The sequence below is a fragment of the Massilia sp. LXY-5 genome (assembly GCF_059801075.1).
Genome location: NZ_JBNNEH010000009.1, coordinates 13,035 through 39,682, shown reverse-complemented (window position 1 = coordinate 39,682; position 26,648 = coordinate 13,035). Strand labels below are relative to the sequence as shown.

23 protein-coding genes are annotated in these 26,648 nt (G+C 63.7%); 11 read left to right on the top strand and 12 right to left on the bottom strand.

The genetic code is table 11. From position 1 onward, the window contains the following. The first annotated feature begins 83 nt into the window (after positions 1 to 83). The 3 genes from ACI48I_RS23620 (at position 84) to ACI48I_RS23610 (ending at position 1,758) form a co-directional block, all read left to right on the top strand. Positions 84 to 554, top strand: coding sequence for a MarR family winged helix-turn-helix transcriptional regulator (locus ACI48I_RS23620; RefSeq protein ID WP_193687530.1), 471 nt, complete (start codon positions 84 to 86; stop codon positions 552 to 554). Then, complete coding sequence (locus ACI48I_RS23615) at positions 551 to 832, top strand: hypothetical protein (RefSeq protein ID WP_193687531.1); 282 nt, start codon at positions 551 to 553, stop codon at positions 830 to 832. Before ACI48I_RS23620 ends, ACI48I_RS23615 begins: the two co-directional genes overlap by 4 nt. A 92-nt stretch (positions 833 to 924) precedes the next feature. Then, a complete protein-coding gene (locus tag ACI48I_RS23610) occupies positions 925 to 1,758 on the top strand; it encodes an HDOD domain-containing protein (RefSeq protein ID WP_193687532.1) in 834 nt (277 codons plus the stop codon). A 484-nt stretch (positions 1,759 to 2,242) separates the two neighbouring features. Here ACI48I_RS23610 and secF read toward each other — a convergent pair whose 3' ends face one another. The 5 genes from secF to queA form a co-directional block, all read right to left on the bottom strand. Next, a complete protein-coding gene (gene secF / locus ACI48I_RS23605) occupies positions 2,243 to 3,262 on the bottom strand; it encodes a protein translocase subunit SecF (protein WP_193687533.1) in 1,020 nt (339 codons plus the stop codon). Positions 3,263 to 3,278: 16 nt separating this feature from the next. Continuing rightward, positions 3,279 to 5,156, bottom strand: a complete 1,878-nt coding sequence (secD, locus tag ACI48I_RS23600; RefSeq protein WP_193687534.1) for a protein translocase subunit SecD — start codon at positions 5,154 to 5,156, stop codon at positions 3,279 to 3,281. A gap of 54 nt (positions 5,157 to 5,210) precedes the next feature. Continuing rightward, positions 5,211 to 5,543 (bottom strand): preprotein translocase subunit YajC, encoded by a 333-nt coding sequence (gene yajC, locus ACI48I_RS23595; protein ID WP_193687535.1) that lies wholly within the window; start codon positions 5,541 to 5,543, stop codon positions 5,211 to 5,213. Between the two features lie 184 nt (positions 5,544 to 5,727). Then, positions 5,728 to 6,867 (bottom strand): tRNA guanosine(34) transglycosylase Tgt, encoded by a 1,140-nt coding sequence (tgt, locus tag ACI48I_RS23590; protein WP_193687536.1) that lies wholly within the window; start codon positions 6,865 to 6,867, stop codon positions 5,728 to 5,730. A 6-nt stretch (positions 6,868 to 6,873) separates the two neighbouring features. After that, positions 6,874 to 7,899: a tRNA preQ1(34) S-adenosylmethionine ribosyltransferase-isomerase QueA gene (gene queA, locus ACI48I_RS23585; protein ID WP_498575657.1), complete on the bottom strand. Its 1,026-nt coding sequence runs from the start codon at positions 7,897 to 7,899 to the stop codon at positions 6,874 to 6,876. Between the two features lie 106 nt (positions 7,900 to 8,005). On the opposite strand from queA, the gene recG reads away from it, so the two are divergent. Next, positions 8,006 to 10,066: an ATP-dependent DNA helicase RecG gene (gene recG / locus ACI48I_RS23580; RefSeq protein WP_498575656.1), complete on the top strand. Its 2,061-nt coding sequence runs from the start codon at positions 8,006 to 8,008 to the stop codon at positions 10,064 to 10,066. A 101-nt stretch (positions 10,067 to 10,167) separates the two neighbouring features. Here the strand turns inward: recG and ACI48I_RS23575 are convergent, their stop codons facing one another. Genes ACI48I_RS23575 through pyrC form a run of 3 tightly spaced genes read right to left on the bottom strand, consistent with a single transcriptional unit; the run spans position 10,168 to position 13,038 of the window. Beyond that, positions 10,168 to 11,157: a Gfo/Idh/MocA family protein gene (locus ACI48I_RS23575; RefSeq protein WP_193687539.1), complete on the bottom strand. Its 990-nt coding sequence runs from the start codon at positions 11,155 to 11,157 to the stop codon at positions 10,168 to 10,170. A 21-nt stretch (positions 11,158 to 11,178) separates the two neighbouring features. Continuing rightward, positions 11,179 to 11,988, bottom strand: a complete 810-nt coding sequence (locus tag ACI48I_RS23570) for a DUF3025 domain-containing protein (protein ID WP_498575655.1) — start codon at positions 11,986 to 11,988, stop codon at positions 11,179 to 11,181. Continuing rightward, positions 11,989 to 13,038: a dihydroorotase gene (gene pyrC, locus ACI48I_RS23565; protein WP_498575654.1), complete on the bottom strand. Its 1,050-nt coding sequence runs from the start codon at positions 13,036 to 13,038 to the stop codon at positions 11,989 to 11,991. Positions 13,039 to 13,247: 209 nt separating this feature from the next. On the opposite strand from pyrC, the gene ACI48I_RS23560 reads away from it, so the two are divergent. Both ACI48I_RS23560 and ACI48I_RS23555 read left to right on the top strand, forming a co-directional pair. Then, the gene (locus ACI48I_RS23560) at positions 13,248 to 13,583 is read left to right on the top strand and encodes a hypothetical protein (protein ID WP_193687542.1); all 336 of its coding nucleotides are present in this window, start codon (positions 13,248 to 13,250) and stop codon (positions 13,581 to 13,583) included. Positions 13,584 to 13,585: 2 nt separating this feature from the next. Then, positions 13,586 to 13,945, top strand: a complete 360-nt coding sequence (locus ACI48I_RS23555) for a hypothetical protein (protein ID WP_193687543.1) — start codon at positions 13,586 to 13,588, stop codon at positions 13,943 to 13,945. Positions 13,946 to 14,093: 148 nt separating this feature from the next. Here the strand turns inward: ACI48I_RS23555 and ACI48I_RS23550 are convergent, their stop codons facing one another. After that, positions 14,094 to 14,819, bottom strand: a complete 726-nt coding sequence (locus tag ACI48I_RS23550) for an amino acid ABC transporter ATP-binding protein (RefSeq protein ID WP_498575653.1) — start codon at positions 14,817 to 14,819, stop codon at positions 14,094 to 14,096. 195 nt (positions 14,820 to 15,014) lie between these two features. Here ACI48I_RS23550 and ACI48I_RS23545 point away from each other — a divergent pair, with 195 nt between their 5' ends. The 3 genes from ACI48I_RS23545 to ACI48I_RS23535 all read left to right on the top strand — a co-directional run bounded on the left by ACI48I_RS23545 (position 15,015) and on the right by ACI48I_RS23535 (position 18,762). Then, on the top strand, positions 15,015 to 16,283 hold the full coding sequence (locus ACI48I_RS23545; RefSeq protein WP_193687545.1) for a dicarboxylate/amino acid:cation symporter: 1,269 nt from the start codon (positions 15,015 to 15,017) through the stop codon (positions 16,281 to 16,283). A gap of 78 nt (positions 16,284 to 16,361) precedes the next feature. Continuing rightward, on the top strand, positions 16,362 to 17,645 hold the full coding sequence (locus tag ACI48I_RS23540; protein WP_193687546.1) for a metal-dependent hydrolase family protein: 1,284 nt from the start codon (positions 16,362 to 16,364) through the stop codon (positions 17,643 to 17,645). 31 nt (positions 17,646 to 17,676) lie between these two features. Then, a complete protein-coding gene (locus tag ACI48I_RS23535) occupies positions 17,677 to 18,762 on the top strand; it encodes a type II asparaginase (RefSeq protein WP_193687547.1) in 1,086 nt (361 codons plus the stop codon). Positions 18,763 to 18,959: 197 nt separating this feature from the next. Here the strand turns inward: ACI48I_RS23535 and ACI48I_RS23530 are convergent, their stop codons facing one another. After that, complete coding sequence (locus ACI48I_RS23530) at positions 18,960 to 20,807, bottom strand: ABCB family ABC transporter ATP-binding protein/permease (protein ID WP_498575652.1); 1,848 nt, start codon at positions 20,805 to 20,807, stop codon at positions 18,960 to 18,962. Between the two features lie 62 nt (positions 20,808 to 20,869). Between ACI48I_RS23530 and ACI48I_RS23525 the strand changes: the two genes are divergently transcribed. Both ACI48I_RS23525 and ACI48I_RS23520 read left to right on the top strand, forming a co-directional pair. Continuing rightward, positions 20,870 to 21,310, top strand: a complete 441-nt coding sequence (locus tag ACI48I_RS23525) for an acyl-CoA thioesterase (RefSeq protein ID WP_136221782.1) — start codon at positions 20,870 to 20,872, stop codon at positions 21,308 to 21,310. A gap of 3 nt (positions 21,311 to 21,313) precedes the next feature. Beyond that, positions 21,314 to 22,891 (top strand): alkaline phosphatase D family protein, encoded by a 1,578-nt coding sequence (locus ACI48I_RS23520; protein WP_498575651.1) that lies wholly within the window; start codon positions 21,314 to 21,316, stop codon positions 22,889 to 22,891. A 243-nt stretch (positions 22,892 to 23,134) separates the two neighbouring features. On the opposite strand, the gene ACI48I_RS23515 is transcribed toward ACI48I_RS23520, so the two are convergent. Both ACI48I_RS23515 and ACI48I_RS23510 read right to left on the bottom strand, forming a co-directional pair. Further along, positions 23,135 to 24,817, bottom strand: coding sequence for a long-chain-fatty-acid--CoA ligase (locus ACI48I_RS23515; RefSeq protein ID WP_498575650.1), 1,683 nt, complete (start codon positions 24,815 to 24,817; stop codon positions 23,135 to 23,137). Between the two features lie 102 nt (positions 24,818 to 24,919). Beyond that, entirely contained in the window at positions 24,920 to 26,617 is a 1,698-nt protein-coding gene (locus ACI48I_RS23510) for a long-chain-fatty-acid--CoA ligase (RefSeq protein WP_193687550.1), read from the bottom strand. Positions 26,618 to 26,648 lie beyond the last annotated feature (31 nt).

Here is a 26,648-nt window from a genome sequence, read left to right as displayed (position 1 = left end):
CAAAAGCGACTATGGTACGCGCCTCGGCAGTAAAAGGCGAACCGTGGGCCAGTGAACTCCATGGACGGCTATAATTCCAGTACATGGGGGAACGATATTTAACAAGCGTCCGCTTGCTGGCCGAATGCCTGCAAGGCTTCGAGCGGTATTCGGGCGAAACGGTGCGGCAATACGGTTTGACGCACGCGCAATTCGACATCATCGCCACGCTGGGCAACACGGATGGGATGAGCTACAAGGAACTCGGCGAGCGCACCCTGATCACAAAGGGTACGCTGACGGGCGTCATCGAACGCCTCGAACAGAAGGGCATCGTGCTGCGCGAACGCAGCAGCGACGACAAGCGTTCGTTCCAGGTGCGCCTGACCGATGCGGGAGAAAGCGTGTTCCGCGAAGTGTTCCCGAAGGTAGTTGCCCACGGCAGGCAGTTATTTGCCGATTACAGCGACGCCGAATTCGACGAGATGGATGGCGCGTTGAAGAAGCTGCGTGAGCGCATTGGTAACGCCGGGCGCCCGTCCCTCTTATCTCTACAACAAAAGGAAGAATCTTGAAAACCACCCTGCTCGAGGGCAAAACGCCCGCCCATTTCGACAAGCACATCATTGGCAATATCCTGCTCGACGTGGCGACCGAGGAAGAAGTCCGCCAGCACAAGATGCTGATCGGCGTGCGCAACGAAGCCGGCGAAATCTACCGCCTGATCGGCGCAGCGAAATTGAACAATTTCATGAACGCCGTCGAAGAGCTGATCGACCTCGGCCTGGTCGACGAGCTGCAGGACACCGAAGAGCTGCGCGACGGCTGCGACGCGATTTTCAGCGAAGAGTAAGCACCCGCCGCGCGCAGGCCGGCGCCGTTGTAAAAGTGCCGCCGGGCAAATATTGACTGGGGCACGTCTGTACATCAGAGTATAATTTTTCGATGGACAGACTCGACGCCCTTAAAAGTATCGCGGCCCAGGCCATTCGCGGCGAACTCAGCTTCCCGACGAATGTCGACGCCACCCTCAGGCTGCAGCAAGCCCTGAACGATCCCGAATGCCACGCCGATATGGCGGCCCGCCTGGTCCAGGCCGAGCCGCTGCTGGCGGCGCGCACCGTGGCGATCGCCAATTCCGTTACCTATAACCGCTCCGGCAACGATGTGACCAATGTACGCGCGGCCGTGCAGCGCGTGGGTTTCCGCACCCTGGGCGCGCTGGCGGCGAGCGTCATCGTGCGCCAGCTGAGCAGCGAAATTACCGATCCCGCCCTGCGCGCGCGCGCCGATGCCCTGTGGCGCCACTCGGCCCACGTGGCCGCGCTGGCGCAGGTGATCGCACGCCGGGTGTCGTTTGTCGATCCGGAAACGGCGATGTTTGCCGGCATCGTGCACGAGGTCGGCGGCTTTTATATGCTCTCGAAGGCGCAGGCGTATCCGGGCTTGCTCGATGGCGATGCCGAAGAATGGCTGGAACATGGCGAAGTCGCGGTCGGACGCGGCGTGTTGCTGCGGCTGGGCGTGCCGGCGCCGGTGATGGGGGCGATCGAGGCCATGTGGAACGGCATGCGCGCCCTGCCGCCGGAAACCCTCGGTGACACCTTATTGCTGGCGAACGATTTGTCGCCGGTGGCCTCTCCCCTGCTCGAGCGTCCGGGTGCGACGACGGTGCAGGCGGCGGCGACCATCGATTTCGCGGTGGGCGACGGGACGCTGGCGCGCATCATGGAAGAGTCGGCGCACGAGGTGCAGAGTTTGACGTCGGCGTTGTTGTAATCGCGTTGTAATCGATTTGCGTCGATATTTCCCGACCACCCGGGATCTCATTTCCCTAAAAAAAATGCCCGCTCAGGGAGCGGGCAAAGTCCAAAACTAGGGATGTCCTGAAAGAGACAGCTCCATATTAGTTCCCGATTCCCGCACGCTCTGTGCGCCACTTCACACATTTAACGTTTTCTCGGCCGTTGCGAAAAAACCATCAGGGGCAAAAAAAAACCCGCTCCGAGGGGGAGCGGGTGAAGTCCAAAACTAGGGATGTCCTGAAAGAGACAGTTCCACTATACGGTTTCGCTATCTCGGCTCTCTGTGCGACAACTCACACATGAGACCGGTATTTCACATTTCGCCTACTTCGTTGCGAAAATCGATATGCAGACTGGGCAAAATGGTGAAAAAAGCCACAACGAGAATGAAAAATGCCGCCTGATTGAAGTCAGGCGGCATTTTTTTTGGCCGGGGCATGCACGCATGCCCTTGACGATCAGACGACGGCGCCGTCCGTTTCGTCCTTTTCCTTGACCGGCTTGATCAGGTCTTCGCGCTTCACGCCGAACCACATGGCCAGTGCCGCGGCCACGAACACCGACGAATAGATACCGAAGCAGATACCGATCGTCAGCGCCAGCGCGAAATGGTGCAGCGATGGACCGCCGAAGAACAGCATCGACAGCACCATCATCTGGGTCGATGCGTGGGTGATGATGGTCCGCGAGATGGTGCTGGTGATGGCGTGGTCGATGACCTCGGTCACGCTCATCTTGCGCTGCTTGCGGAAGGTTTCGCGGATCCGGTCGAAGATGACGACCGATTCGTTGACCGAGTAACCCAGCACGGCGAGCACGGCCGCCAGGACCGTCAGCGAGAATTCCCACTGGAAGAAGGCGAAGAAGCCCAGGATGATGACGACGTCGTGCAGGTTCGCCAGGATGGCGGCGACCGCGAATTTCCATTCGAAGCGCACGGCGAGATAGACCACCACGCCGATCACGACCATGAGCAGCGCGTTCAAGCCGTCGTGGGCCAGTTCGTCGCCGACCTGGGGACCGACGAAGTCGACGCGCTGCAGCGTGACCACTTCTGCGCCGGCGGCATTCGCGCAGCTGGTGCGTGCCACTTGCTGGCCCTTCTCGAGCACCGTGATCTGCTTGGGCGTGCCGCCTTCGGACGCGCAGACGGCAGCGAAAGCCTGGTTCGAGGCGGTCGCGCCGCTGGCGTTCTTGACTGGCGGCAGGCGCAGCATGATGTCCTGCGCGGTACCGAAGCTGGCCACCTCGGGCGCTTCATAGCCGATGCCGCGCAGCGTGCCGCGGATCTTTTCCTGGTCGGCCGCATGCGGATAACGCAGCTCCATCACGGTACCGCCGGTGAATTCGACCGAGAAATTCAGGTGCTTGGTCACCAGGAAGAACACCGCCGCAACGAAGGTCAGCGCCGAGATCACGTTGAAGATCAAGGCGTGGCGCATGAACGGGATGTCCCGTTTGATTTTGAAAAATTCCATGACGATTCCCTAGTCCTTATTTCTTTTCAGCGGGCAGGCCCGGGGTCCAGACGGTGCCCACGGACAGCTTCGTGACCTTCTTGCCGCGACGGCCGTACCACAGGTTGACGATACCGCGCATGACGAACACGGCCGAGAACATCGAGGTCAGGATGCCCAGGGTGTGCACGACGGCAAAGCCGCGCACGGCGCCCGAACCGAAGATCAGCAGCGCCAGGCCGACGATCAGGGTGGTGACGTTCGAGTCGAAAATCGTGTCCCAGGCGTGGCTGAAGCCATGCGTGATCGCCTGTTGCGGCGTGGCGCCGCCACGCAGCTCTTCACGGATGCGCTCGTTGATCAGCACGTTCGCGTCGATCGCCATACCGAGCGCCAGCGCAATTGCCGCGATACCCGGCAGGGTCAGCGTGGCCTGGAGCATCGACAGCAGCGCCAGCAGGAACAGTACGTTGGCCGCCAGCGCCAGTGCACTGAAGACGCCGAACATGTTGTAGTAGATGATCATGAAGACGGTAATGGCCAGGAAGCCCCAGACCGTCGAGTGCAGGCCGCGGCTGATGTTTTCGGCACCCAGCTGCGGGCCGACCACGCGTTCTTCGATGAATTCCATCGGCGCCGACAGGGCGCCCGAGCGCAGCAGCAGCGCCAGCTCATTCGCGTCTTCGATGCTGCCGATGCCGGTGATCTGGAAAGTCGAGCCCAGTTCGCCCTGGATGGTCGGCGCCGTCGGCACGGTGTACTTGCCTTTTTCTTTCAACAGGACCGCCATGCGCTTGCCGATGTTCTCCCGGGTCACGAGGCGGATCTTGCGGCCGCCGTCGCCGTTCAGGTCGATCGACACGGCAGGCTGCTGGTTCTGGTCAAAGGTGGCGACCGCGCTGGAGATATAGTCGCCGGTCAAAATAATGTCTTTCGAGACCACGACCGGGGCACCGCGGCCTTCGGTGAACAGTTCCGAGTTCAGCGGCACTGCGGCCGACAGTTCGGTGCCTGGCGTCACGGTCGGATCGACCATGCGCATTTCCAGGGTCGCGGTGCGGCCGATGATGTCTTTCGCGCGGGCCACGTCCTGCACGCCCGGCAATTGCACGACGATACGGTCGGCGCCCTGGCGCTGGATGACCGGTTCGGTCACGCCCAGTTCATTGATACGTTTGGACAGCGTCGTGATGTTCTGGTTCACGCCCTCTTCCACGGTGCGCTTGAGCGCTTCCGGCTTCAGCGTCACCAGGAGCTTGAGGTCGCTGCCGTCGGCGGCGTCCGCCAGTTGCAGGTCCTGAACCTGGCTCGACAGCACGCTGCGGGCGGCGGCGCGGGTTTCGGCATCGCGGAAGGTCACTTCCACGGTGTTGCCGCTACGCTCGATGCCGGCGTGGCGCACGTTCTTGTCGCGCAGGATGCTGCGCACGCTCGCTTGCGTGCCCTTCATCTTGGTTTCCAGCACGGCCTTGGCATCGACCTGCAGCAGGAAGTGGACGCCGCCGCGCAAGTCGAGGCCGAGGTTCATCGGCAGCGCACGCAGTTTCTGCATCCAGGCGGGGGTATTCTTCACCAGGTTGACGGTGACGATGTAATCGGGGTCGGCCTGGTCGCGGTTGAGCTGGCGCTCGAGCGCGAGCTTGGCCTTGAACTGGGCGTCGGTCGTGTCGAAGCGTGCACGCACGGCCGTCGAGTTGCCGGTGCCTTCCAGAGACACTTGTTTAGCCGGAACACCTTCGCGTGTGAGCACATCCGCGACGCGGGCCGTGGTGTCGCTCGTGATCTTGACCGCGGTCTTGCCGGTCGTAACCTGCAACGCCGGCGATTCGCCGAAGTAATTAGGCGCCGTGTACAGCGCACCCAGCAGGAGCGCGACAGCGATCAGTATGTATTTCCAGACGGGATAGCGATTCATAGTGTTCCAGCGTTGGGTGTTGAGCGACAGCGGCCCGGGGGCCGCGGCGCAGGCTTACAGGGACTTCAGGGTACCCTTCGGCAGCAGCGTGGTGACTGCGTTCTTCTGCACGACCATTTCGGTACCGGTCGCCACTTCCAGGGTGACGTAGGCGTCTTTCACCTGCACCACGCGGCCCAGGATGCCGCCGGCGGTGACGACTTCGTCGCCCTTGGCCAGCGCTTCCATCATCGACTTCATTTCCTTCTGGCGCTTCTGCTGGGGACGGATCATCAGGAAGTACATGACCACGAACATGATGAGCAGCGGAGCGAAGGTCGTCAGGTTGCCCATCAGGCCAGGGTCGGCAGCGGTGGTGGTTTGCGCGTACGCGTTGGAAATGAACACAAGGACTCCGATTGTGAGATAAAAAAAACAGCGCTGTATTCTAGCACCGGCGAACTGCCAGCGGCCATTCCGCACCATGTGGGAATGACATTCATAAATTGCAAGGTGGAAATTGGGGGCGAGATCATTTTGTACGGTCCGCCCCGGCATGACCGCGTGGGCACGGAGTGCCCACCCTACAACATCACACCCCGCGGGCGCGATCGGCTGCGAACTTCAGGCGGAAGCCGTGGAAGCCATCGGCGTCGATCGCGTCGCGGATCTCCTGCATCAGTTTCAGGTAATAGTGCAGGTTGTGAATCGTATTCAGCCGCGCGCCCAGGATTTCGTTCGAACGGTGCAGGTGGTGCAAATACGCGCGCGAAAAATTCTTGCAGCAGTAGCAGTCGCAGGACTCGTCCAGCGGCCCCGTGTCTTCTTTATAACGCGCGTTCTTGATCTTGACGTCGCCGAAGCGCGTGAACAGCCAGCCGTTACGGGCATTCCGGGTTGGCATCACGCAGTCGAACATGTCGACGCCGTTGGCCACGCCTTCGACCAGGTCTTCCGGCGTGCCGACGCCCATCAGGTAATGCGGCTTGTTTTCCGGCAGGCGCGGGCCGACGTGGGCCAGGATGCGCTTCATGTCTTCCTTCGGCTCGCCCACCGACAGGCCGCCGATGGCCAGGCCCGGGAAGTCGATGTCCTGCAAGCCCGCCAGCGATTCGTCGCGCAGGTGCTCGTACATGCCGCCCTGGACGATGCCGAACAGCGCGTTCGGATTTTCTCCGCCCTTGAATTCGTTCATCGAGCGCTGGGCCCAGCGCAGCGACATGCGCATCGATTTCGCCGCTTCCTCTGCGGTGGCGGCGCGGCCGTCGATCTCGTAGGGCGTGCATTCGTCGAACTGCATCACGATGTCCGAATTGAGCGCGCGCTGGATCTGCATCGACACTTCCGGAGACAGGAATTTACGCGAACCGTCGATCGGCGAGGCGAAGGTAACGCCCTCTTCCGTGATCTTGCGCATCGCGCCCAGCGAAAACACCTGGAAGCCGCCCGAGTCGGTCAGGATCGGTTTATCCCAGCCCATGAAGCCATGCAGCCCGCCGAACTTGTTCAGCACTTCCGTGCCGGGACGCAGCCACAAGTGAAAAGTGTTGCCGAGGATGATCTGGGAGCCGACTTCTTTCAGCTCGACCGGGTCCATGGCCTTGACGGAACCGTAGGTCCCGACCGGCATGAAGATCGGCGTCTCGATGGTGCCGTGGTTGACTTTCAAACGGCCGCGGCGCGCGTGCGACAGGCCGCTGGTGTCTTTTTTGAGGAGCGTAAATTCGAGCATCGGGTGTTATAGACGTGATTGGGTTGTCAGCAGCATGGCGTCGCCGTAGCTGAAGAAACGGTATTCGTTGGCGATCGCATGGGCATAGGCCTTGCGGATCTCGGCGTAACCGGCAAAGGCCGACACCAGCATCAGCAGGGTCGACTTCGGCAGGTGAAAATTGGTGATCAGGCGCGTCACCGTCCTGAACTTGTAGCCCGGCGTGATGAACAGCGCCGTGTCGGCGCTGCCGGCGACGAGTTCACCCGATTGCGAGGCCGATTCCAGCGCGCGCAGACTCGTGGTGCCGACGGCGACCACATCGCGCCCGGCCGCTTTCGCAGCGCGCACGGCGTCGACCGTCTCTTGCCCGATGGTGTACCACTCGGTGTGCATGTTGTGCTGCGAGAGGTCCTCCACGCGCACCGGTTGGAAGGTTCCGGCGCCCACGTGCAGGGTGACGTAGGCGAAGTTCACGCCCTTGGCCGCCAGTTTATCGAGCAGCGGCTGGTCGAAATGCAGGCCGGCGGTCGGCGCGGCGACCGCCCCCGGCTCCTTCGAATACACGGTCTGGTAACGCTGCTCATCGAATTCGTCGGCCGTGTGTTCGATATAGGGCGGCAGCGGCAGGCGGCCGTGTGCTTCGATCAGCTCGAACACGTCGCCCTCGAAATGAAGCGTAAAGAATTCGCCGGCGCGCTCGCCGGCGGTGACGTCGAAGGCGTCGGCCAGGCGGATGCGGTTGCCGGGCTTCGGCGACTTCGAGGCACGCACCTGGGCCAGCACGGTGCGGTTGTCCAGCACGCGCTCGACCAGCACCTCCACTTGCCCGCCGCTCTCCTTCACGCCGAAGAAGCGCGCTTTTAATACGCGCGTGTTGTTCATCACGAGCAGGTCGCCGGCTTGCAACTGGTCGACGATGTCGGCGAAATGGCGGTCGGTGATGTGCTCGCCATCGAGTTGCAGGAGGCGTGAAGCGCTGCGGTCAGGCAGGGGCAATTGCGCGATGCGCTCGGGCGGCAGGTCGAAATCGAAATCGGAAAGCGAGTACATTGTCTTCAATTCTGGGAAAATAAGTGCTGGCAGCCTTACAATATGGCCCCAAGTACGTGCGGCGAACCCTCTATTTTACGCTGACCACGGCCAAACTGCTGCATCTATGCCCGCTCCCAAGACTCCTCCCGCTCCGAAAACGACACAAACCAGGCTCGCCAAGCTCGGCCTGCGCAGCGACATGGACCTGATCCTGCACCTGCCGCTGCGCTACGAGGACGAGACGAAAATCGTGCCGATCCGCGAGGCCTGCCTGCGCGGCGGCCATGTGTCGCAGGTCGAGGGCGTCGTCATCAAGAACGAGATCGCGCTGAAACCGCGGCGCCAGCTGCTGGTGACCATCGCCGACGACAGCGGAGAATTGCTGCTGCGCTTCATGAATTTCTACGGCAGCCAGGTGAAACAGCTGGCCGAAGGCGTGCGCGTGCGCGCGCGCACCGAAATCAAGCACGGCTTCTTCGGCGCCGAGATGGTGCATCCGACCTATAAAGTCGTCAACGAGAATGCGCCGCTGCCGACTTCCCTGACGCCGGTGTACCCGTCGGGAGAAGGCCTGTCGCAGCCGATCCTGCGCCGTGCGATTGCCGAGGCGATGCGGCGCGTGGACTGGACCGACACCGTGCCGCCGGCCATTCGCCGCCAGATGGACCTGATGGATTTCCAGCCGGCCGTGAAACTGCTGCACTATCCGCCGGTCGATGTCGACGAATACGCGCTGATGGAAAAGTCGCATCCGGCCTGGACGCGCATGAAGTTCGACGAACTGCTGGCGCAGCAGCTGTCGCTGAAACGCGCCCAGCGCGCGCGCCGCGACAAGGGCGCGCCGCACCTGCGCGCGCTGGGCCAGATGACCGAGGGACTGCTGGGCGCCCTGCCGTTTTCCCTCACCGGCGCCCAGCAACGGGTCCTGCAGGAGATCCGCGCCGACCTGCGCGAGGGCTATCCGATGCAGCGCCTGCTGCAGGGCGACGTCGGCAGCGGCAAGACGGTCGTTGCGGCCCTGGCCGCCGCGCAGGCGATCGACTCCGGCTACCAGGCGGCCTTGATGGCGCCGACCGAGATCCTCGCCGAACAGCATTTTCGTAAAATCGCGGCATGGATGGAGCCGCTCGGCGTCAAGGTCGCCTGGCTGACCGGCAGCCTCAAAAAGAAGGACAAGACGGCGGCCAACGAGATGGTCGAGTCGGGCGAAGCGCGGCTGGTGGTCGGCACCCACGCGCTGATCCAGGACACGGTGCAGTTCGCCAAACTGGGCCTGGTGATCGTCGACGAGCAGCACCGCTTCGGCGTCGGCCAGCGCCTCACGCTGCGCAACAAGGGCAGCGAGGGCCTGGTGCCGCACCAGTTGATGATGTCGGCCACGCCGATCCCGCGCACGCTGGCCATGACCTATTACGCCGATCTCGAGGTGTCGGTGATCGACGAGCTGCCGCCGGGCCGCAGCCCGATCGTCACCCGCGCCATCGACCAGAACCGGCGGGACGAGGTCATCGAGCGCGTGCACGCGGCCGCGCTCGAAGGGCGGCAGGTGTACTGGGTGTGTCCGCTCATCGAAGAATCGGAAGCGCTGCAGCTGCAGACGGCGACGGAGACCTACGAGACCCTGGCCGAAGCCCTGCCCGATTTGCAGGTCGGCCTGGTGCACGGACGCATGAAGCCGGCCGAGAAGCAGGCGGTGATGGATGCGTTTACGGCTGCCGAGGTGCACGTGCTGGTGGCGACCACGGTGATCGAGGTCGGGGTCGACGTGCCGAACGCCTCGCTGATGGTCATTGAACATGCCGAGCGTTTCGGCTTGTCGCAGCTGCACCAGCTGCGCGGGCGCGTCGGGCGTGGATCGGCGGCCAGCGTCTGCCTGCTGCTGTATCAGAGCCCGCTGGGCCAGGTGGCGAAACAGCGCTTGCTGACGATGCGCGAGACGACCGACGGTTTTGAAATTGCGCGGCGCGACCTGGAGATCCGCGGACCGGGCGAATTCCTGGGCGCGCGCCAGTCGGGGCAGGCGATGCTGCGTTTTGCCGACCTGGAGACCGACCAGTGGTTAGTCGAACATGCGCGCGATATCGCGGCGAGTTTATTGGAGAGCGAGACCGGGCCGAATGTGGAGATCGTCGATGCGCACCTGGCGCGCTGGCTGGGCGGACGCGAGGAGTTCCTGAAGGTCTGAACGGGGTTCGTAGGGTGGGCGGGTTCTCCGCCCACCCTACGCTACTCGCCGATCGCGATATGTTGTCAACATGCATACGCCGCGGCGCGGCGCGGCGGAGCCTAGCCGGCGTCGTCGGCTGCGTAGCGCAGCCCGATCTGGCGCCGGATTTCGTCCATCACTTCCATCAGCGCCAGCGTTTCGTCGTGCGTCATGCCGGGGCTTTCGACAAGGCCCGCGCGCCAGCAGCGCTGCGCCTCGATCGCTTCGTGCACATAGCCATTGCCGAGATAGGGCGTGTCGATCGTGCGCACGCTGCCGTCTTCCAGCGCCACGGTAATCGAACGCGCGCGGTGGAACATGGTGTTCATGCGGATGTGCCCGCGCGATCCCGAGACCGTCAGCTCGCCCGGCGTGCGCGCCTGGAAGGAACAGCTGCAGACCGACATGCCGCCGCCCTCGTGCTTCATGGTGAACGCGGTCTGCACGTCGACGCCGGTCGGTCCCATCTCGGCCTGCGCCTTGACCTCGCGCACGGGACCGAGCAGGCTGGCGGCGATCGACAGCGGATAGATGCCGAGGTCGAGCAGCGCGCCGCCACCCAGCGCCGGATTGAAGACGCGGTGCTCGGGGCCGAAGGTGGCGGTAAACCCGAAGTCGGCGACGACCTGGTGCACGGAACCGATCTCGCCCGCCGCGATCAGGCGTTTTACTTGCGCCAGGGCCGGCATGAAGCGGGTCCACATCGCCTCCATCAGGAACAGGCGCCTGGAACGCGCGAGGGCGACGACCTGCCCGGCCTCAAACCGGTTCATCGTGAACGGTTTTTCGACCAGCACACCCTTGCCGGCGCCCAGCGCCAGCATCGCATTCCCGGCGTGCTGCGGGTGGGGTGTGGCGACGTAGACCAGGTCGATGCCGTCTGCCTCGGCAAGCGCCTCGTAGGAGCCGAAGGCGGCGGCGCGGAATTCCGCGGCGAAGGCCTCGGCCTTGTCGATACTGCGCGAGGCGACGCCGGCCAGGACCGCGCCCGGGACATCCTGCAGCGCGGTCGCGAACGCACGCGCGATCTTGCCGGTGCCGAGGATCCCCCAACGAACCGTGTCCACCATGGCTACTCCCTTTATGTTTATTTACGCCGCCCGTTTTGGGCGGAATACGGTCGTGTCGAGATAAAAGGCCTGGTCCTGCTCCGGCCACCAGCCCGGTACGCCCAGCACCGGCAGCGGCGTAAAGCTGGAGGTAGTCAGCCCTTCCGCGCGCAGTAGCTGCGCCACCGTGTCGTCGATCCAGGCGCGCTGGCCGGCGGCGTCAAAGCTGAACCAGGCATCCGGCGCGAACACGATGCGCACATGCGCCGTGATCGCCTTGCGCGGAGCGACCAGCTTTTCCATCAACGCGTGGCCGAACAGCCACAGCTGGGCGTCGGGGCCGAACATGGCGCGCTTTTCGAACAGCGCAGCGTCCCAGCAGTGCGCGCGCAGTTCGTCGACCAGCGCCCGCCCCTCGCTCGATGCGCGCACCACCAGCAGTGCCGCGTTCTCATCAAAAATGGTGGCGGCGTCGCGCGCCGGACCACGTGCCTTATTGCCGCCGGCCGCCGCGATCTGCGCCGCCTGCAGGGCGTTCAGCTCGCGTTTTATGAGCGGAAAAGTCTGCCACACCAGGCCATTGAAAAAGTCGTGCAGGTTGTCGCGCGTCGGCACCTTCCCCGTGGCGCTGATGAACTCTTCGTACGCAATCCCCTCGGGCAGCGACTCCTGGGGCACGAAACTGATCGGCAAATCCCGGTGGTTGCGCAGCGCCAGCAGGGCGGCGTGGCGATTAAAAGCGCCGGCGAACTCCTCGCCCTCGAGGCCCAGGGCCTCCCAGGCGGGACGCACGGCGTCGTACCACGGCCGCGCCCAGTCGATCTGGGCAAGTTCGGACGGCAAAGCGGACACTTACAGCATCTTCCAGTCGATGCGCTCACCGGCGTTCAGCGGCACCAGTGCGTTGTCCCCCATCGGCACGGTGGCCGGCAGCGTCCACGATTCGCGCGTCAGGGTGACGGTGCCTTCATTACGTGGCAGGCCGTAGAAGGCCGGGCCGTTGAAGCTGGCGAAGGCTTCGAGCTTGTCGAGCGCACCGGCGTCGGCAAAGGCCTGCGTGTAGAGCTCCATCGCGTGCAAGGCCGTGTAGCAGCCGGCGCAGCCGCAGCTCGACTCTTTCGCGCCGATCGCGTGCGGCGCCGAATCGGTGCCGAGGAAGAAGCGCTCGTCGCCGCTGGTGGCGGCCGTCACCAGCGCCAGGCGGTGTTCCTCGCGCTTGAGCACCGGCAGGCAGTAATAGTGCGGACGAATCCCGCCGCGGAAGATCTCGTTGCGGTTGTAGAGCAGGTGGTGCGCGGTGATGGTCGCGGCGATCGGGCCTTCGGCTTCGGCCACATATTGCGCCGCATCCTTGGTCGTGATGTGCTCGAAGACGATCGACAGCGCCGGCAGGTCGCGGCGCAGCGGACGCATCACGCGCTCGATGAAGACGGCCTCGCGGTCGAACAGGTCGATGTCGTGGTCGGTGACTTCGCCATGCACCAGCAGCGGCATGCCGACCTCCTGCATCACTTCCAGGGTCTTGTAGCACTTGCGCAGGTCGGTGACGCCGGCGTCCGAATTCGTGGTGGCGCCTGCCGGGTACAGCTTTACTGCATGGATGAACCCGGTGTCCTGGGCGCGGCGGATCTCGTCCGGGTCGGTGTTATCGGTGAGATAGAGCGTCATCAGCGGCTCAAATTGCATGCCCGCAGGAAGCGCGGCCAGGATGCGCTCGCGGTAGGCCAGCGCGTCCGCGGCGGTGGTGACCGGCGGTTTCAGGTTCGGCATCACGATCGCGCGCGCGAACTGGCGCGCCGTATGCGGCAGCACGCTGGCCAGCGCCGCGCCGTCGCGCAGGTGCAGGTGCCAGTCGTCTGGACGGGTGATGGTGATGGAGTTGGGGGTCTCGATGGTGGACATGGCGGCTCTCGGATTGCGGACCCCGATATTGTACCTGCACCCATTCCGGACGCGCACACGAGCACTGCGGCGCCTGGGCGCATGAGTCTGCCTCAGCGACTAGGAATCGGCTGAAAAAACGGGGTGCAGGGCACTGCCAGGGCATTTGCCGATCAAATTGAAAGGAATTGTTGTTTTCGGCTTCTATCTACATACGGAAAGGGACTGCCATGGGTAGGCGTCAACGCTTCATCAGGTCCAGAAAGATTGCACAGTATGTCGAAACCGCGCATGCACCGCTCAACCAGGTGCAGGACGAGGTCGCAGCGCGGCTCGGTATGCATGCGCAGGAACATTCGCTACGCTGGTCGAAGCGTGCGCTCGAGTACATGTTCGGCGCAATCGAGACGGAAAAACTCGACGATCTCACGCGGGAGCAGGTGATGGATGCTTTGGAAAAGGTGATCACCCAAGTACGAAGCGAGCAACGAAACGAGACCGAAATATCGAACGCCGTTCTTGTGCGGACGTTCCGCAGGTGGCCCTGCCCCCGGCCCTGGTGCTGACCATGCCCGACGACAATCCGAAGAAATTCGCTGTCGACCTGATGGTCGAAGTTGCCAAACAGCTCATTACCCTGGCAAGCGGCGCCCTGGTTCTGTCGATCTCATTCATGGACTTTATTGGAGGCGATGCCCCTTCCGCCCTTCATGGCTTCTGGCTGGTAATCGCGTCCTGGATCATGTTCCTGGCCAGTATCTTGACGGGTTTGCTTGCCCTGGGCGCGCTGGCGGCAGTGGCCCATCTGCACGGCCAGTTCGATGTCGACACTCCGATGGCGCGCCTGCTGCTCGCACTTCAACAGCTGCTTTTCATTGTTGCTTTCGCAGCCTTCGTCTGGTTTGCCATCGAAAACTATGGCGTATGAACTCGCAGCAAGCCTGGAACATCGGAGATTGCATCGCAATGGCCATGTGCTTCTGGCGTTTCCATGAAAACCTCGACCATCCGACAATCTCGACGGTGCGGCATCAGCGCGACGATCCTTGTTTGTAGGGTCGTGACGCCCATCGCATTCAGTGGATAATTTTCGCCAAAAATTCCCGCGCCCGCTCCGAGCGCGGCGCGCTGAAGAAGGCGTCCGCCAGACTGTCCTCCACGATGCGGCCGTGGTCCATGAAGACGATCCGGTCCGCCACCTTGCGCGCAAAGCCCATTTCGTGGGTCACGACCATCATCGTCATGCCGTCCTGGGCCAGACCCACCATCACGTCGAGCACCTCGCCGATCATTTCCGGGTCGAGTGCGGAGGTCGGTTCGTCGAAGAGCATCGCCACCGGGTCCATCGCCAGCGCCCGTGCGATTGCCACGCGCTGCTGCTGGCCGCCCGATAACTGGGCCGGGAACTTGTCCTGGTGCGCCAGCAGGCCGACGCGGTCCAGGTAGCGCAAACCGCGTTCGGTCGCCTCCCCTTTCGTCCGTCCCAGCACTTTTATCTGCGCCAGCGTCAGGTTGTCGCGCACCGACAGGTGCGGGAACAATTCGAAGTTCTGGAACACCATGCCGATCTTCGCGCGCAGCTGCGGCAGGTCGGTCTTGCGGTCCGTGACCGTCACGCCGTCGACCCGAATGAGGCCCTGCTGCACCGGTTCCAGACCGTTGACGGTCTTGATCAGGGTCGACTTGCCGGAACCGGACGGCCCACAGACCACGACGACGTCGCCCCGGGCCACCTGCGTGCTGCAATCGGCGAGCACCTGGACCTCGCCATACCATTTGCTGACCCTGTCGATTTCAATCATGTTTCAACATTCCTGCCATACCTCTAAGCGTGCTTGACAGCACTAACAGCCCCTAGGATACTGCGGAACTTGCCAATATACTCAGAACGAACCCCCGTTCGCTCTTGGAACCACCACCATTTTGATCCCCCGGCACGCACAGGACCCATCCTGCATGCCGGGCCGAACGCGCAGGCCGACAACAGGAATCAGCCCATGAACAATCGAAACCGTCTCACCACTTATATCCTGATCGGCCTCGTGCTGGGCGTCGTCGTCGGCTACTTCGTCAACGCGAACACCGCCGACCCGAAAGGCTTCGCCGACACGATGGCGCTGGTGACGACCCTGTTCCTGCGCCTGATTAAAATGATCATCGCGCCGCTGGTCTTCTCGACCCTGGTGGTCGGCATCGCCAAGATGGGCGACGCCAAGGAAGTCGGCCGTATCGGCGTCAAGGCGCTGGGCTGGTTCGTGATCGCCTCGATCCTTTCGCTGTCGCTGGGCCTGGTCCTGGTGAACCTGTTCCGTCCGGGCGACGCGATGGCGCTCTCGGGCCACCTGCCGGCAATCGGCACCAAGACCGACATCGTCACTTCGGGCCTGACCCTCAAGGAATTCATCACCCACCTGGTGCCGTCCTCGATCGTCGACGGCATGGCCAAGAACGAGATCCTGCAAATCGTCGTGTTCTCGATCTTCTTCGGCACGGCCGCCGCCGCCGTCGGCGCGCGCGCCACGCCGCTGATCGACGCGGTCGACGGCGTCGCCCACATCATGCTGAAAGTGACCGGCTATGTGATGAACTTCGCGCCGATCGCCGTGTTCGCGGCGGTGGCCGGCATCGTCGCCAAGAGCGGCCTGGGCGTGCTGCAGACCTACGGCATCTTCATGGCCGAGTTCTACCTCGGTATCGTGCTGCTGTGGGTGATCCTGATCCTGATCGGCATGGCCTTCCTCGGCCCGCGCGTGCTGCGCCTGATCGGCCTGCTGAAGGAGCCGACCCTGCTGGCCTTCTCGACCGCCTCGTCGGAAGCGGCCTTCCCGAAAACCCTGGAGGGCCTGGAGCGCTTCGGCGTCAAGAACCGCCTGGCCGCCTTCGTGCTGCCGATCGGTTACTCGTTCAACCTGGACGGCTCGATGATGTACTGCACCTTCGCCGCCGTCTTCATCGCCCAGGCCTACGGCATCGACCTGCCGCTGTCGACCCAGATCACGATGATGCTGGTGCTGATGCTGACCTCGAAGGGCATGGCCGGCGTGCCGCGCGCCTCGCTGGTCGTGATCGCCGCCACGCTGGCCCAGTTCAACATCCCGGAAGCCGGCCTCCTGCTCCTGCTGGGCATCGACCACTTCCTCGACATGGCGCGCTCGGCGACCAACGTCATCGGCAACGGCATCGCTACCGCCGTCGTCGCGAAATGGGAAGGCGACCTCGAGGAAATGGTGCCGCAGAAGGATGTCGCCACCGCTCCGCTGCGCTGATCGGCAGATAGCACGCACATGAGGCCTTCCAGCGATGGGAGGCCTTTTTTTCATCATGAGAAGACGGGAGACAAGCGTATGAAACAGCTGGCCGCGGCAGGATTGCTGCTTGCACTGAACGGCGCCCAGGGCGCCACGCAGACGGTCGATTGCGGCCGTCTGCTCGACGTAAAAAGCGGCACCTGGCGCGAGCGCGTCAGCATCGTGATCGAGAACGGCGCCATTCAATCGGTCGGCCCGATGGCGCAAGCGGCGGACCATATCGATTTGTCCGGCAAATCCTGCCTGCCGGGGCTGATCGACATGCACGTCCATCTCACTAGCGAGACCCAGCCGGCCGTCGACGCCTACCGCGACCGTCTCACCGCCGACCCGGCCGACATGGCCTACCGCTCGGTGAAATACGCCGAGCGCACGCTGCTGGCCGGTTTCACCACGGTGCGCGACCTCGGCGCCGAGCAGGCGCTGAACGTGTCGCTGAAGCGCGCGATCGCGGCCGGATCGATTCCCGGACCGCGCATGTTCACGGCCGGGAAAGCGATTGCCACCACAGGCGGCCATGCCGACCCGACCAACAACCTGTCGCACTTCCTGGGCGAGGCCATCGGTACGCCAGGACCCGTCGAAGGCGTGATCGACAGCCCCGAACAGGGCCGGCAAGCCGTGCGTGCCCGCTACAAGGAAGGCGCGGACCTGATCAAGATTACCGCCACCGGCGGCGTGCTGAGCCAGGCGGCGAATGGCCAGAATTCGCAGTACACCGAGGACGAGCTGCGCGCCATCGTCAGCACCGCGAAAGACTACGGTTTCCGGGTTGCCGCGCACGCGCACGGCGCCGAAGGCATCAAACGCGCCTTGCGCGCCGGCGTCGACTCGATCGAGCACGGCACGCTGATGGATGACGAGAGCCTGGCCCTGTTCAGGAAGACCGGCGGCTGGTACGTTCCCACCATTTCGGCCGGACGCTATGTCGCGGACAAGGCGAAGGACCCGAATTATTACTCGGCCCTGGTGCGCCCAAAGGCCGCCGCGATCGGCCCGCAGCTGCAGGCGACGTTCGCGCGCGCGCACAAGGCCGGCGTGAAAATCGCCTTTGGTACCGATGCCGGCGTCTTCCCCCACGGAGAGAACGCCAAGGAATTCGGCTACATGGTGGAAGCGGGCATGACGCCGCTCGAGGCGATCCGCGCCGCCACCGTGCACGCCGCCACCCTGCTCGACCAGGCGCAGCGCCTCGGCCGCGTCGAGCCGGGCTTCGCAGCCGACATCGTCGCGGTCGACGGCGATCCGCTGCGTGACGTCAAGCTGCTCGAACAAGTGAAATTCGTGATGAAGGACGGCGTCGTCTACAAGAAGCTGTAAGTTTTGCGACGCCCTATTTAAGGAGATGTATATGCTGTTCCGTCAAACCGCCCGCTCGGCCGCCGCGCTGTTCGGATTCCTGTTCTGCCTTGCATTCGCGGCGCAGGCCCAGACCGCTTCCGTCAAACTGCCGAACGTGACCATCCTCGCCACCGGCGGCACCATCGCCGGCACCGGCGCCACCAGCACCACCACCGTCGGCTACACGGCGGCGACCGTCGGCGTGCAGGCGCTGATCCAGGCCGTGCCCGAGATGACGAAGATCGCCAACGTCAGCGGCGAGCAGGTGTTCCAGATCGCCAGCGAAAACATGGGCAACGAGCACTGGCTGACCCTGGCCAAGCGCGTCAACACCTTGTTGGCCCAATCGAATGTGGACGGCATCGTCATCACCCACGGCACCGACACGCTGGAAGAGACGGCATACTTCCTGAACCTGGTGGTCAAGAGCAGGAAGCCCGTGGTGCTGGTGGGCTCGATGCGTCCATCGACCGCCATGTCGGCCGACGGCCCGGCCAACCTGTACAACGCGGTGCTGCTGGCCGGCGCGCCGGACGCCGTGGGACGCGGCGTGCTGGTCGTCCTGAACGACCAGATCAACGGCGCACGCGACGTCACCAAGACGAACACGACCTCCCTCGATACGTTCAAGACGCCGGAGCTGGGCATGCTCGGCTACATCGTCGGCGGCAAGCCCTTCTTCTATCGGGCGTCGGCCCGCAAGCACACGGTCGAGACCGAATTCGACGTGATGAATTTGTCGGCGCTGCCGCAAGTGGAGATCGCCTACGCGCATGCGAACGTGGGGCCGGTGGCGATCGAGGCGCTGGTGGCTTCGGGCGCCAAGGGGCTGGTGCATGCGGGCGTGGGCGACGGCTCGCTGCCGGCGAAGGTGCGTCCGGCATTGTCGAGCGCGCGCAAAAAGGGCGTGCTCATCGTGCGTTCGTCGCGGGTCGGCCAGGGCATCGTGGCGAGGAATGGCGAGGCGAACGATGACGAGCTCGATTTCGTGGCGGGGGATAACCTGTCGCCGCAGAAGGCGCGCATCCTGCTGATGCTGGCCTTGACCAGGACGACCAATACGCGCGATATCCAGCGGATGTTTTATACGTATTGATGCGTTTATGCGAATGTGGCGCTATTGCGTGAAGCGCTGCCGGTTTGCTTGATCCGCGTGGGCTCGGAGAGCCCACCCTACGGGACAGGTTAACGATCCGGGTTGCGTGTGATCTGGCTGTTATCGGTAACCGTAGGGTGGGCTCTCGAGCCCACGCGGATTAAAAATACCGATAACACCTCACGCAACAGCGCCGATCACTCCCCCTGCAACTCCAAAGGCGGACTCGCCAATTCCTCATCCGGCCGCGCCAGCTGCCGCTCCCACATCTGCGCGTATAAACCGCGCGCCGCGAGCAAGCTCTGATGCGTGCCGCGCTCGACGATCTTCCCATGATCGAGCACGATGATCTGCTGCGCGTCCGCGATCGTCGACAACCTGTGCGCGATCACCAGCGTGGTGCGGTGCTTCGCGATCTCTTTTAACTGCGCCTGGATCGCCTGCTCCGACTTCGAATCGAGCGCCGACGTCGCCTCGTCGAAAATCAAAATGGCCGGATTCTTCAGCAAGGTCCGTGCAATCGCCACCCGCTGCTTCTCCCCGCCCGACAGTTTCAGGCCACGCTCGCCGACCATCGTTGCATAGCCGTCCGGCAGGCTCTCGATGAAATCGTGGATCGATGCGGCACGCGCCGCGGCGACGATGTCTTCCTTGCTTGCGCCCGGCCGACCATAGGCGATGTTGTATTCGATCGTGTCGTTGAACAGCACCGTATCCTGCGGCACGATGCCGATCGCCGCACGCAGCGAGGCTTGCGTGATGTTGCGGATGTCCTGGCCGTCGATGCTGATCGCGCCGCGGTTCACGTCGTAGAAGCGGAACAGCAGGCGCGACAGCGTCGATTTGCCCGAGCCGCTGTGGCCGACCACGGCGGTCGTGGTCCCTGCGGGGATGGCGAAGTCGACGTCGAACAGGATTTGCCGCTTGGTCTCGTAGCTGAATTCGACGTGCGAGAACTCGACACGTGCGCCGCGCGCGACCAGTGGCTGCGCGCCCGGCGTATCGGCCACTTCGCGGTTCTGGTCGAGCAGGCCGAATAAACGCTCCATGTCGGCCAACGCCTGCTTGATCTCGCGGTAGATCACGCCCAAAAAATTCAGCGGGATGTACAGCTGGATCATGAACGAGTTCACCAGCACCAGGTCGCCCAGCGACATCGTGCCGGCGATCACGCCCTCGGTCGCGCGCCACAGGATCAGGGTGACGGCGGTGGCGATGATCAGCGACTGCCCCGTGTTCAGCACGGACAGGGAGGTCTGCGAGCGCACCGCGGCGTTCTCGTAGCTTTGTAAACCCTGGTCGTAGCGCTTGGCCTCGTAATCCTCGTTGCCGAAGTATTTCACCGTTTCGTAGTTGATCAGCGAATCGATCGCCTTGGTGTTCGCCTTCGAATCGAGGTCGTTCATCGTGCGCCGGAAGTGGGTGCGCCATTCGGTGACCACGACCGTAAAGGTGATGTAGGTCGCCAGCGCGACGGCGGTGATGATGCTGAACCACTTGTCGTAGTTGATGACCAGGTAGCCCAGCACCAGCGTGATCTCGACCAGGGTCGGCAGCACGTTGAAGAGCGAATACGAGATCAGCGAATTCACGCCGCGCGTGCCGCGTTCAATGTCTCGCGTCATGCCGCCGGTCTGGCGGTTCAAATGAAAACGCAGCGACAGCGCGTGCAGGTGGCGGAACACTTTTAAGGCAATCGTGCGCACCGCGCGCTGCGTCACGCGCGCGAACAGGAATTCGCGCAGTTCCGTAAACACCGTGGTCGACAGGCGCAACAGGCCGTAGGCGACCAGCGCGCCCAGCGGCAGAACGAGCAGTGCCTGCGGATGGGCAGGATCGATCGCGAGTTGGTCGATGAGCTTTTTCAGCACCAGCGGCACACCGACGTTGGCCATTTTCGCGCCGATCAACGCGCCGAGGGCGGCGATCACGCGCCATTTATAGACCCACAGGTAGGGGAACAGGGTTTTCAGGGTCGCCCAGTCGCTGCGCTGTCGGCCTTTCGCGTCTGGAGGCGGAGGGGGATTCGTGGAATGGCGTCGCATGGCAGGGGTCCGGGATTTATGGTTCAATTCGGGACGATTGTAGCTTTTCACGAGAAAACAAGATGACCACGCCAGAAAACACCGCTCCTGTCCATACCAACCGCCTGCCGGAAGGAAAGATGCCGCAGCTGCGTGTGATGCCGGGCCCGCCCGACGCGAACGTGTATGGCGACGTCTTCGGCGGCTGGATCATGGCGCAGGTCGACATCGCCGGTTCGCTGCCGGCCACGCGCCGCGCCAACGGCCGCGTCGCGACGATTGCCGTCAACTCCTTCCTGTTCAAGAACCCGGTGTTCGTCGGCGACCTGCTGTCGTTTTACGCCGACATCGTCAAGGTAGGCAACACCTCGATCACGGTCTATGTCGAGGTCTATGCCGAGCGCAACCGCCTGCAGTCGAACATCGTCAAGGTGACCGAGGCGACGCTGACCTATGTCGCCACCGGCCCCGACCGCAAGCCGCGCCAGCTGCCGCCGATCGAGTCGCTGATCTCGCATCCATAAGCAGTGAACAACGCGCGCCGCGGTTTTCTACTCGATGCGGCGCGGCTGGCGGCGGCCGGCGCCACCGGTCTCGGCGTCGCCAGCAGCGCCGGTGCGGCGGGCGCGATGTATCCGTTTTCGCTCGGCGTTGCCTCCGGCTCGCCGCTGCCCGAGTCGGTCATCCTCTGGACCCGTATCCTGCCCGATCCGCTGAATGCGGCGTCAAGCCCGCCGCTGGCCTTGAGCGTGCGCTGGGAAGTGGCCGAGGACGAGGCCTTCCGCAATATCGTCGCGCGGGGCAGCGCCGTGGCCGCTCCCGAACTCGCGCACAGCGTCCATGTCGAGCCGGCCGGCTTGCGCCCGGACCGCTGGTACTGGTACCGCTTCATGCTGGGCGATGCCGTCAGTCCGGTCGGGAGAACGCGCACGGCGCCCGCAGGCGCTGCGTTGCCGTCGAAACTGAAGCTTGCCGTCGCCTCCTGCCAGCACTGGGAATTCGGACACTACGCCGCGCACCGCCATATTGCCGCTGCCGCGCCCGACCTGGTCGCCTTCCTCGGCGACTACATCTACGAGTGGGGGCCCTACCGGCTGCGCCATCCGGACCGGGCGACCCGCAGCGACGAATCGTTCACGCTGGCGCAGTACCGCGCGCGCTATGCGCAATACAAGAGCGACCGCGATTTACAAGCGGCGCACCTGGCCGCGCCCTGGATCGTGACCTGGGACGACCACGAAGTGGCCAACGACTACGCCGGCGACGTCGACGAGCGGCTCTCGCCCGACTTCGCCGCGCGGCGGGCCGCGGCGTATCAAGCCTTTTACGAGCACATGCCGCTGCGCCTTCCTGTCCCGCGCGACGGGCGCTTCGGCGCCATCCGCATGTTCCAGCGCTACGACTGGGGCCGCCTGGCGCGCTTCCACGTGCTCGACGACCGCCAGTACCGTTCTCCATTGCCCTGTTCGAAGCCGGGACGCGGCGGTTCGAACGTGGTGCTGGCGCGCGCCTGCGACGCGCTGCGCGACCCGAGCCGCACGATGCTGGGGGCCGAGCAGGAAGCCTGGCTGGCGCAGGGTTTGTTGTCCTCGCGCGCGCAGTGGAACATCCTGGCCCAGCAGACGCCGATGGCGCAGTCGAGCGGCGTGCCGATCCAGTCTCCCGAGGATGGGCGCTTCTGGACCGATGGCTGGGATGGCTATCCGCTGGCGCGGAGACGATTGCTCGATACGCTGGCGAGCAGCGGCGCGAGAAATCCACTGGTGCTGGCGGGGGACGTGCACACCTTTTATGCGAGCGAACTGCGCCGCGATTTTTCGCGGCCGGTGTCGAAGGCGAATCCGGTGGCGGCGGCGGAGCTGTGCGGTACTTCGGTTACCTCGAGTTCTCGGCCGCAACAGCGCACGCAGGAGAATGTCGAGCGCAATCCGCACATGCTGTACGGGCGCAGCGACCGGCGCGGCTACATGCTGATCGAGCTGACGCCGGGGGCGGCGAATGCGCGCTTCATGGCGCTCGACGACGTGCGCGATGCGGGGTCGGGGCAGTCGGTACTGGCGTCGTTTGCCCTTGGGAGTCCGACGACGCGGATCGCGCGCGCCTGACCGTGGGATTCGACCGTTGCGGTCGAAACGGTTTTAGCTCCGTGCGAGTGGAGCGAACGCGTGGGCACAAGTGCCCACCCTACGTTACACGCTGGCCGCGGACTGCGACAAACGTGTTGGCTGATGTGCACCGTACGGGGTCATTGATGCCAATGGCATCAATGACGGGTTCACCGGGCTCTCGAGCCCACGCGTTTCACAAGATGATCTGCCTGTGCCTCGGCAGAACGGATGCCTACGCCATCAGGCCGACTGCTTCTCGTCGCGTAGCTCGCGCCGCAGGATCTTGCCAACGTTGGTCTTCGGCAGGGTCTCGCGGAATTCGATCAGGCGCGGGCGTTTATAACCGGTCAGCTCTTCCTTGCAGAACTCCATCAGCGTCTCGACGGTCAGTGCCGGGTCCTTTTTGACCACGTACAGCTTGACCGCCTCGCCCGAATGCTTGTCCGGCACGCCGACGCAGGCCACTTCCAGCACGCCCGGGTGCGAAGCGACGACGTTCTCGACTTCGTTCGGGTACACGTTGAAACCCGAGACCAGGATCATGTCCTTCTTGCGGTCGACGATGCGGGTGTAGCCTCGTTCGTCCATGATGCCGATGTCGCCCGTTTTCAGGAAGCCGTCCGCCGTCATGACCTTGGCCGTTTCGTCGTCGCGTTTCCAGTAGCCGGCCATCACCTGCGGGCCGCGCACGGCGATTTCTCCGGACTGGCCGAAGGGGACGGGTTTGTCCGCTTCGTCGAGGATCACCACTTCGGTCGAGGGCAGCGGCAGGCCGATGGTGCCGGTGAAATCGGTGATGTCGCAGCGGTTCGCGGTGACGACCGGAGACGTCTCGGACAAACCATATCCTTCGACGATAGGGGTGCCGGTAATCTTGAGCCATTTGTCGGCCACCGCCTGCTGCACCGCCATGCCGCCGCCCGGGCACACCAGGTAGCTCGAGTGGTCGAGGTTCGCAAAGGCCGGCTGGTTGACCAGGCCGTTATACAGGGTGTTCACGGCCGGGAACACGTTGATGCGGTACTTGCCCAGTTCCTTGATAAAACCGTCCATGTCGCGCGGGTTCGGGATCAGGACGTTCATTCCGCCCAGGCGCATGCCGAGCAGGGCGCAGACGGTGAGCGCATAGATGTGGTACAGCGGCAGCGCGCACATGAACTGCAGCTGCTGGCCGCTCGGTGCGCGGCCGAGAGAAGGACCGAACCAGGCTTCGTTCTGCAGCACGTTGGCCAGCACGTTCTTGTGCAGCAGGACCGCGCCCTTCGAGACGCCCGTGGTGCCGCCCGTGTACTGCAGGAAGGCGATGTCGTCATGCCCGAGTTTCACCGGCTTGAAGGTCAGGCGCGCGCCCTCGGCCAGCACCTTGTTGAAACCGATCGAACCCGGCAGCGACCAGCCCGGCACCATCTTTTTCACTTTACGGACGACGAAGTTGACGATGGTTCCCTTTACGCCGCCCAGCAAATCGCCCATGGTGCCGACGATGACGTGTTTGACGGGTGTATTCGCAATCACCTGCTCCACCGTGTGCGCGAAGTTCTCGAGCACCACCAGGGCCTCGGCGCCCGAATCCTTCAACTGGTGCTGCAGTTCGCGCGGGGTGTACAGCGGGTTGACGTTGACGATGGTGTAGCCGCCGCGCAGGGCCGCGGCCATCGCCACCGGGTATTGCAGGACGTTGGGCAGCATGATCGCCACGCGCGCGCCCGGCTGCAGGCCGCGGCTCTGGAACCAGGCGGCCATGTTGGCCGACATGCGATCGAGCTCGGCGTAGGTGATGGCCTTGTCCATGCAGGCGAAGGCGTTCTGGGCCGCGTACTTGCGGAAGGACTCTTCCAGCAAATGGGTCAGGGAGCGGTATTGCGTCGGGTCGATCTCCGCCGCCACCCCCGCCTGGTACGACTTGAGCCAAAACTTGTCCATTGATGCCTCGCCTTCTTGAATGCTGTGTGTCCAATAAATGCAAAGCCGCCCGATTTGGCGGGCGGCTTTGCCAACCGACACGCTGGTAACTACACCGGCGTGTCAGGCTGCTTGCTTTTGCGTTGTCTGCTGTTCGTCGCGCAGCGCGCGCCGCAGGATCTTGCCGACGTTGGTCTTCGGCAGTTCGTCGCGGAATTCGATGTATTTCGGTTTCTTGTAGCCGGTGAACTGCTGCTTGCAGTAGTCCATCAGCGCCGCTTCCGTCAGGTTCGGATCGCGGCGCACCACGAACACTTTCACCGCCTCGCCCGAGTGCTCGTCCGGCACGCCGACGACCGCGCATTCGAGCACGCCCGGGTGGCCGGCGATCACGCCTTCGAGTTCGTTCGGGTACACATTGAAACCCGAGACCAGGATCATGTCCTTCTTGCGGTCGACGATTTTCACGTAGCCGCGTTCGTCCATGGTGCCGATGTCGCCCGACTTGAAGAAGCCGTCGGCCGTCATGACCTTGGCCGTTTCGTCCGGACGGTTCCAGTAGCCGGCCATCACCTGCGGTCCGCGGATCGCGATCTCGCCCGGCTGGCCGAGCGGTACCGGATTGCCGTCGTCGTCGAGGATGGCGATGTCGGTCGAGGGCACCGGCAGGCCGATCGTACCGGTAAAACCCTGCTCGTCGGCGCGGTTGCAGGTGGCCACCGGCGAGGTTTCCGACAAGCCGTAACCCTCGATGATGCTCTTGCCCGTCGCTTGCCTGAACTTGTCGTTCACCGCCTGCTGCACGGCCATGCCGCCGCCATTGGCCGTCTTCAGCATCGAAAAGTCGAGGCTGGCGAAGTCCGGATGGTTGACCAGCGCGTTATACAGCGTGTTCACCGCCGGCAGCGTGGTGATCTTGTACTTGCCCAGTTCCTTGATGAAGCCAGGGATGTCGCGCGGGTTCGGGATCAGGATGTTCAGGGCGCCGACGCGCATGCCCCACATGGCACACGCGGTCAGCGCGAAGATGTGGTACAGCGGCAGCGCGCAGACGATGGTCGGGAACTCCACGTGCGGCGGCTGCGAGTTTGCCGGTTCGGCCCAGGCTTCGGCCTGCAGCACGTTGGCGATCACGTTGCGGTGGGTGAGCGTGGCGCCCTTCGAGACGCCCGTGGTGCCGCCCGTGTACTGCAGGAAGGCGACGTCGGACGCGCTGATCGTGGGCTTATCGAAGGGCATCTTGCCGCCCTGGGACAGGGCGTCCTTGAAGCGCACCATGTTCGGCAGCGCGAAGTCCGGCACCATCTTTTTCACGTTACGCACGACGAAGTTGACCAGCATGCCCTTGGCGCCGCCGAGCAGTTCTCCCATGCTGGCGACGACGACGTGGCGCACCGCGGTGTTTTTCAGCACCTGCTCGACCGTGTGCGCGAAGTTCTCGAGCACGATGATCGCTTCGCTGCCCGAGTCCTTCAACTGGTGCTCGAGTTCGCGCGCGGTGTACAGGGGATTGACGTTCACCACCGTGTAGCCGGCGCGCAGGATGGCGGCGATCGCGATCGGGTATTGCAACACGTTCGGCATCATCACCGCCACGCGCGCGCCCTTGCTCATGCCGCGGCTTTGCAGCCAGGCGGCCATGCGCTTCGAGCACTCGTCGAGCTCGGCGTAAGTCAGGAAGCGGTCCATGCAGACATACGCGTTGTTCTGTGCGTACTTCTGGAAGGACTCTTCCAGCAAGTGGACGAGCGAGGTGTACTGGTCGGGATTGATCTCGGCGGGGACGCCGGGGGGGTACGACTTCAGCCAAATTTTGTCCATCAGGTGCCCTCTGTCTCAATAGGTCGTTATC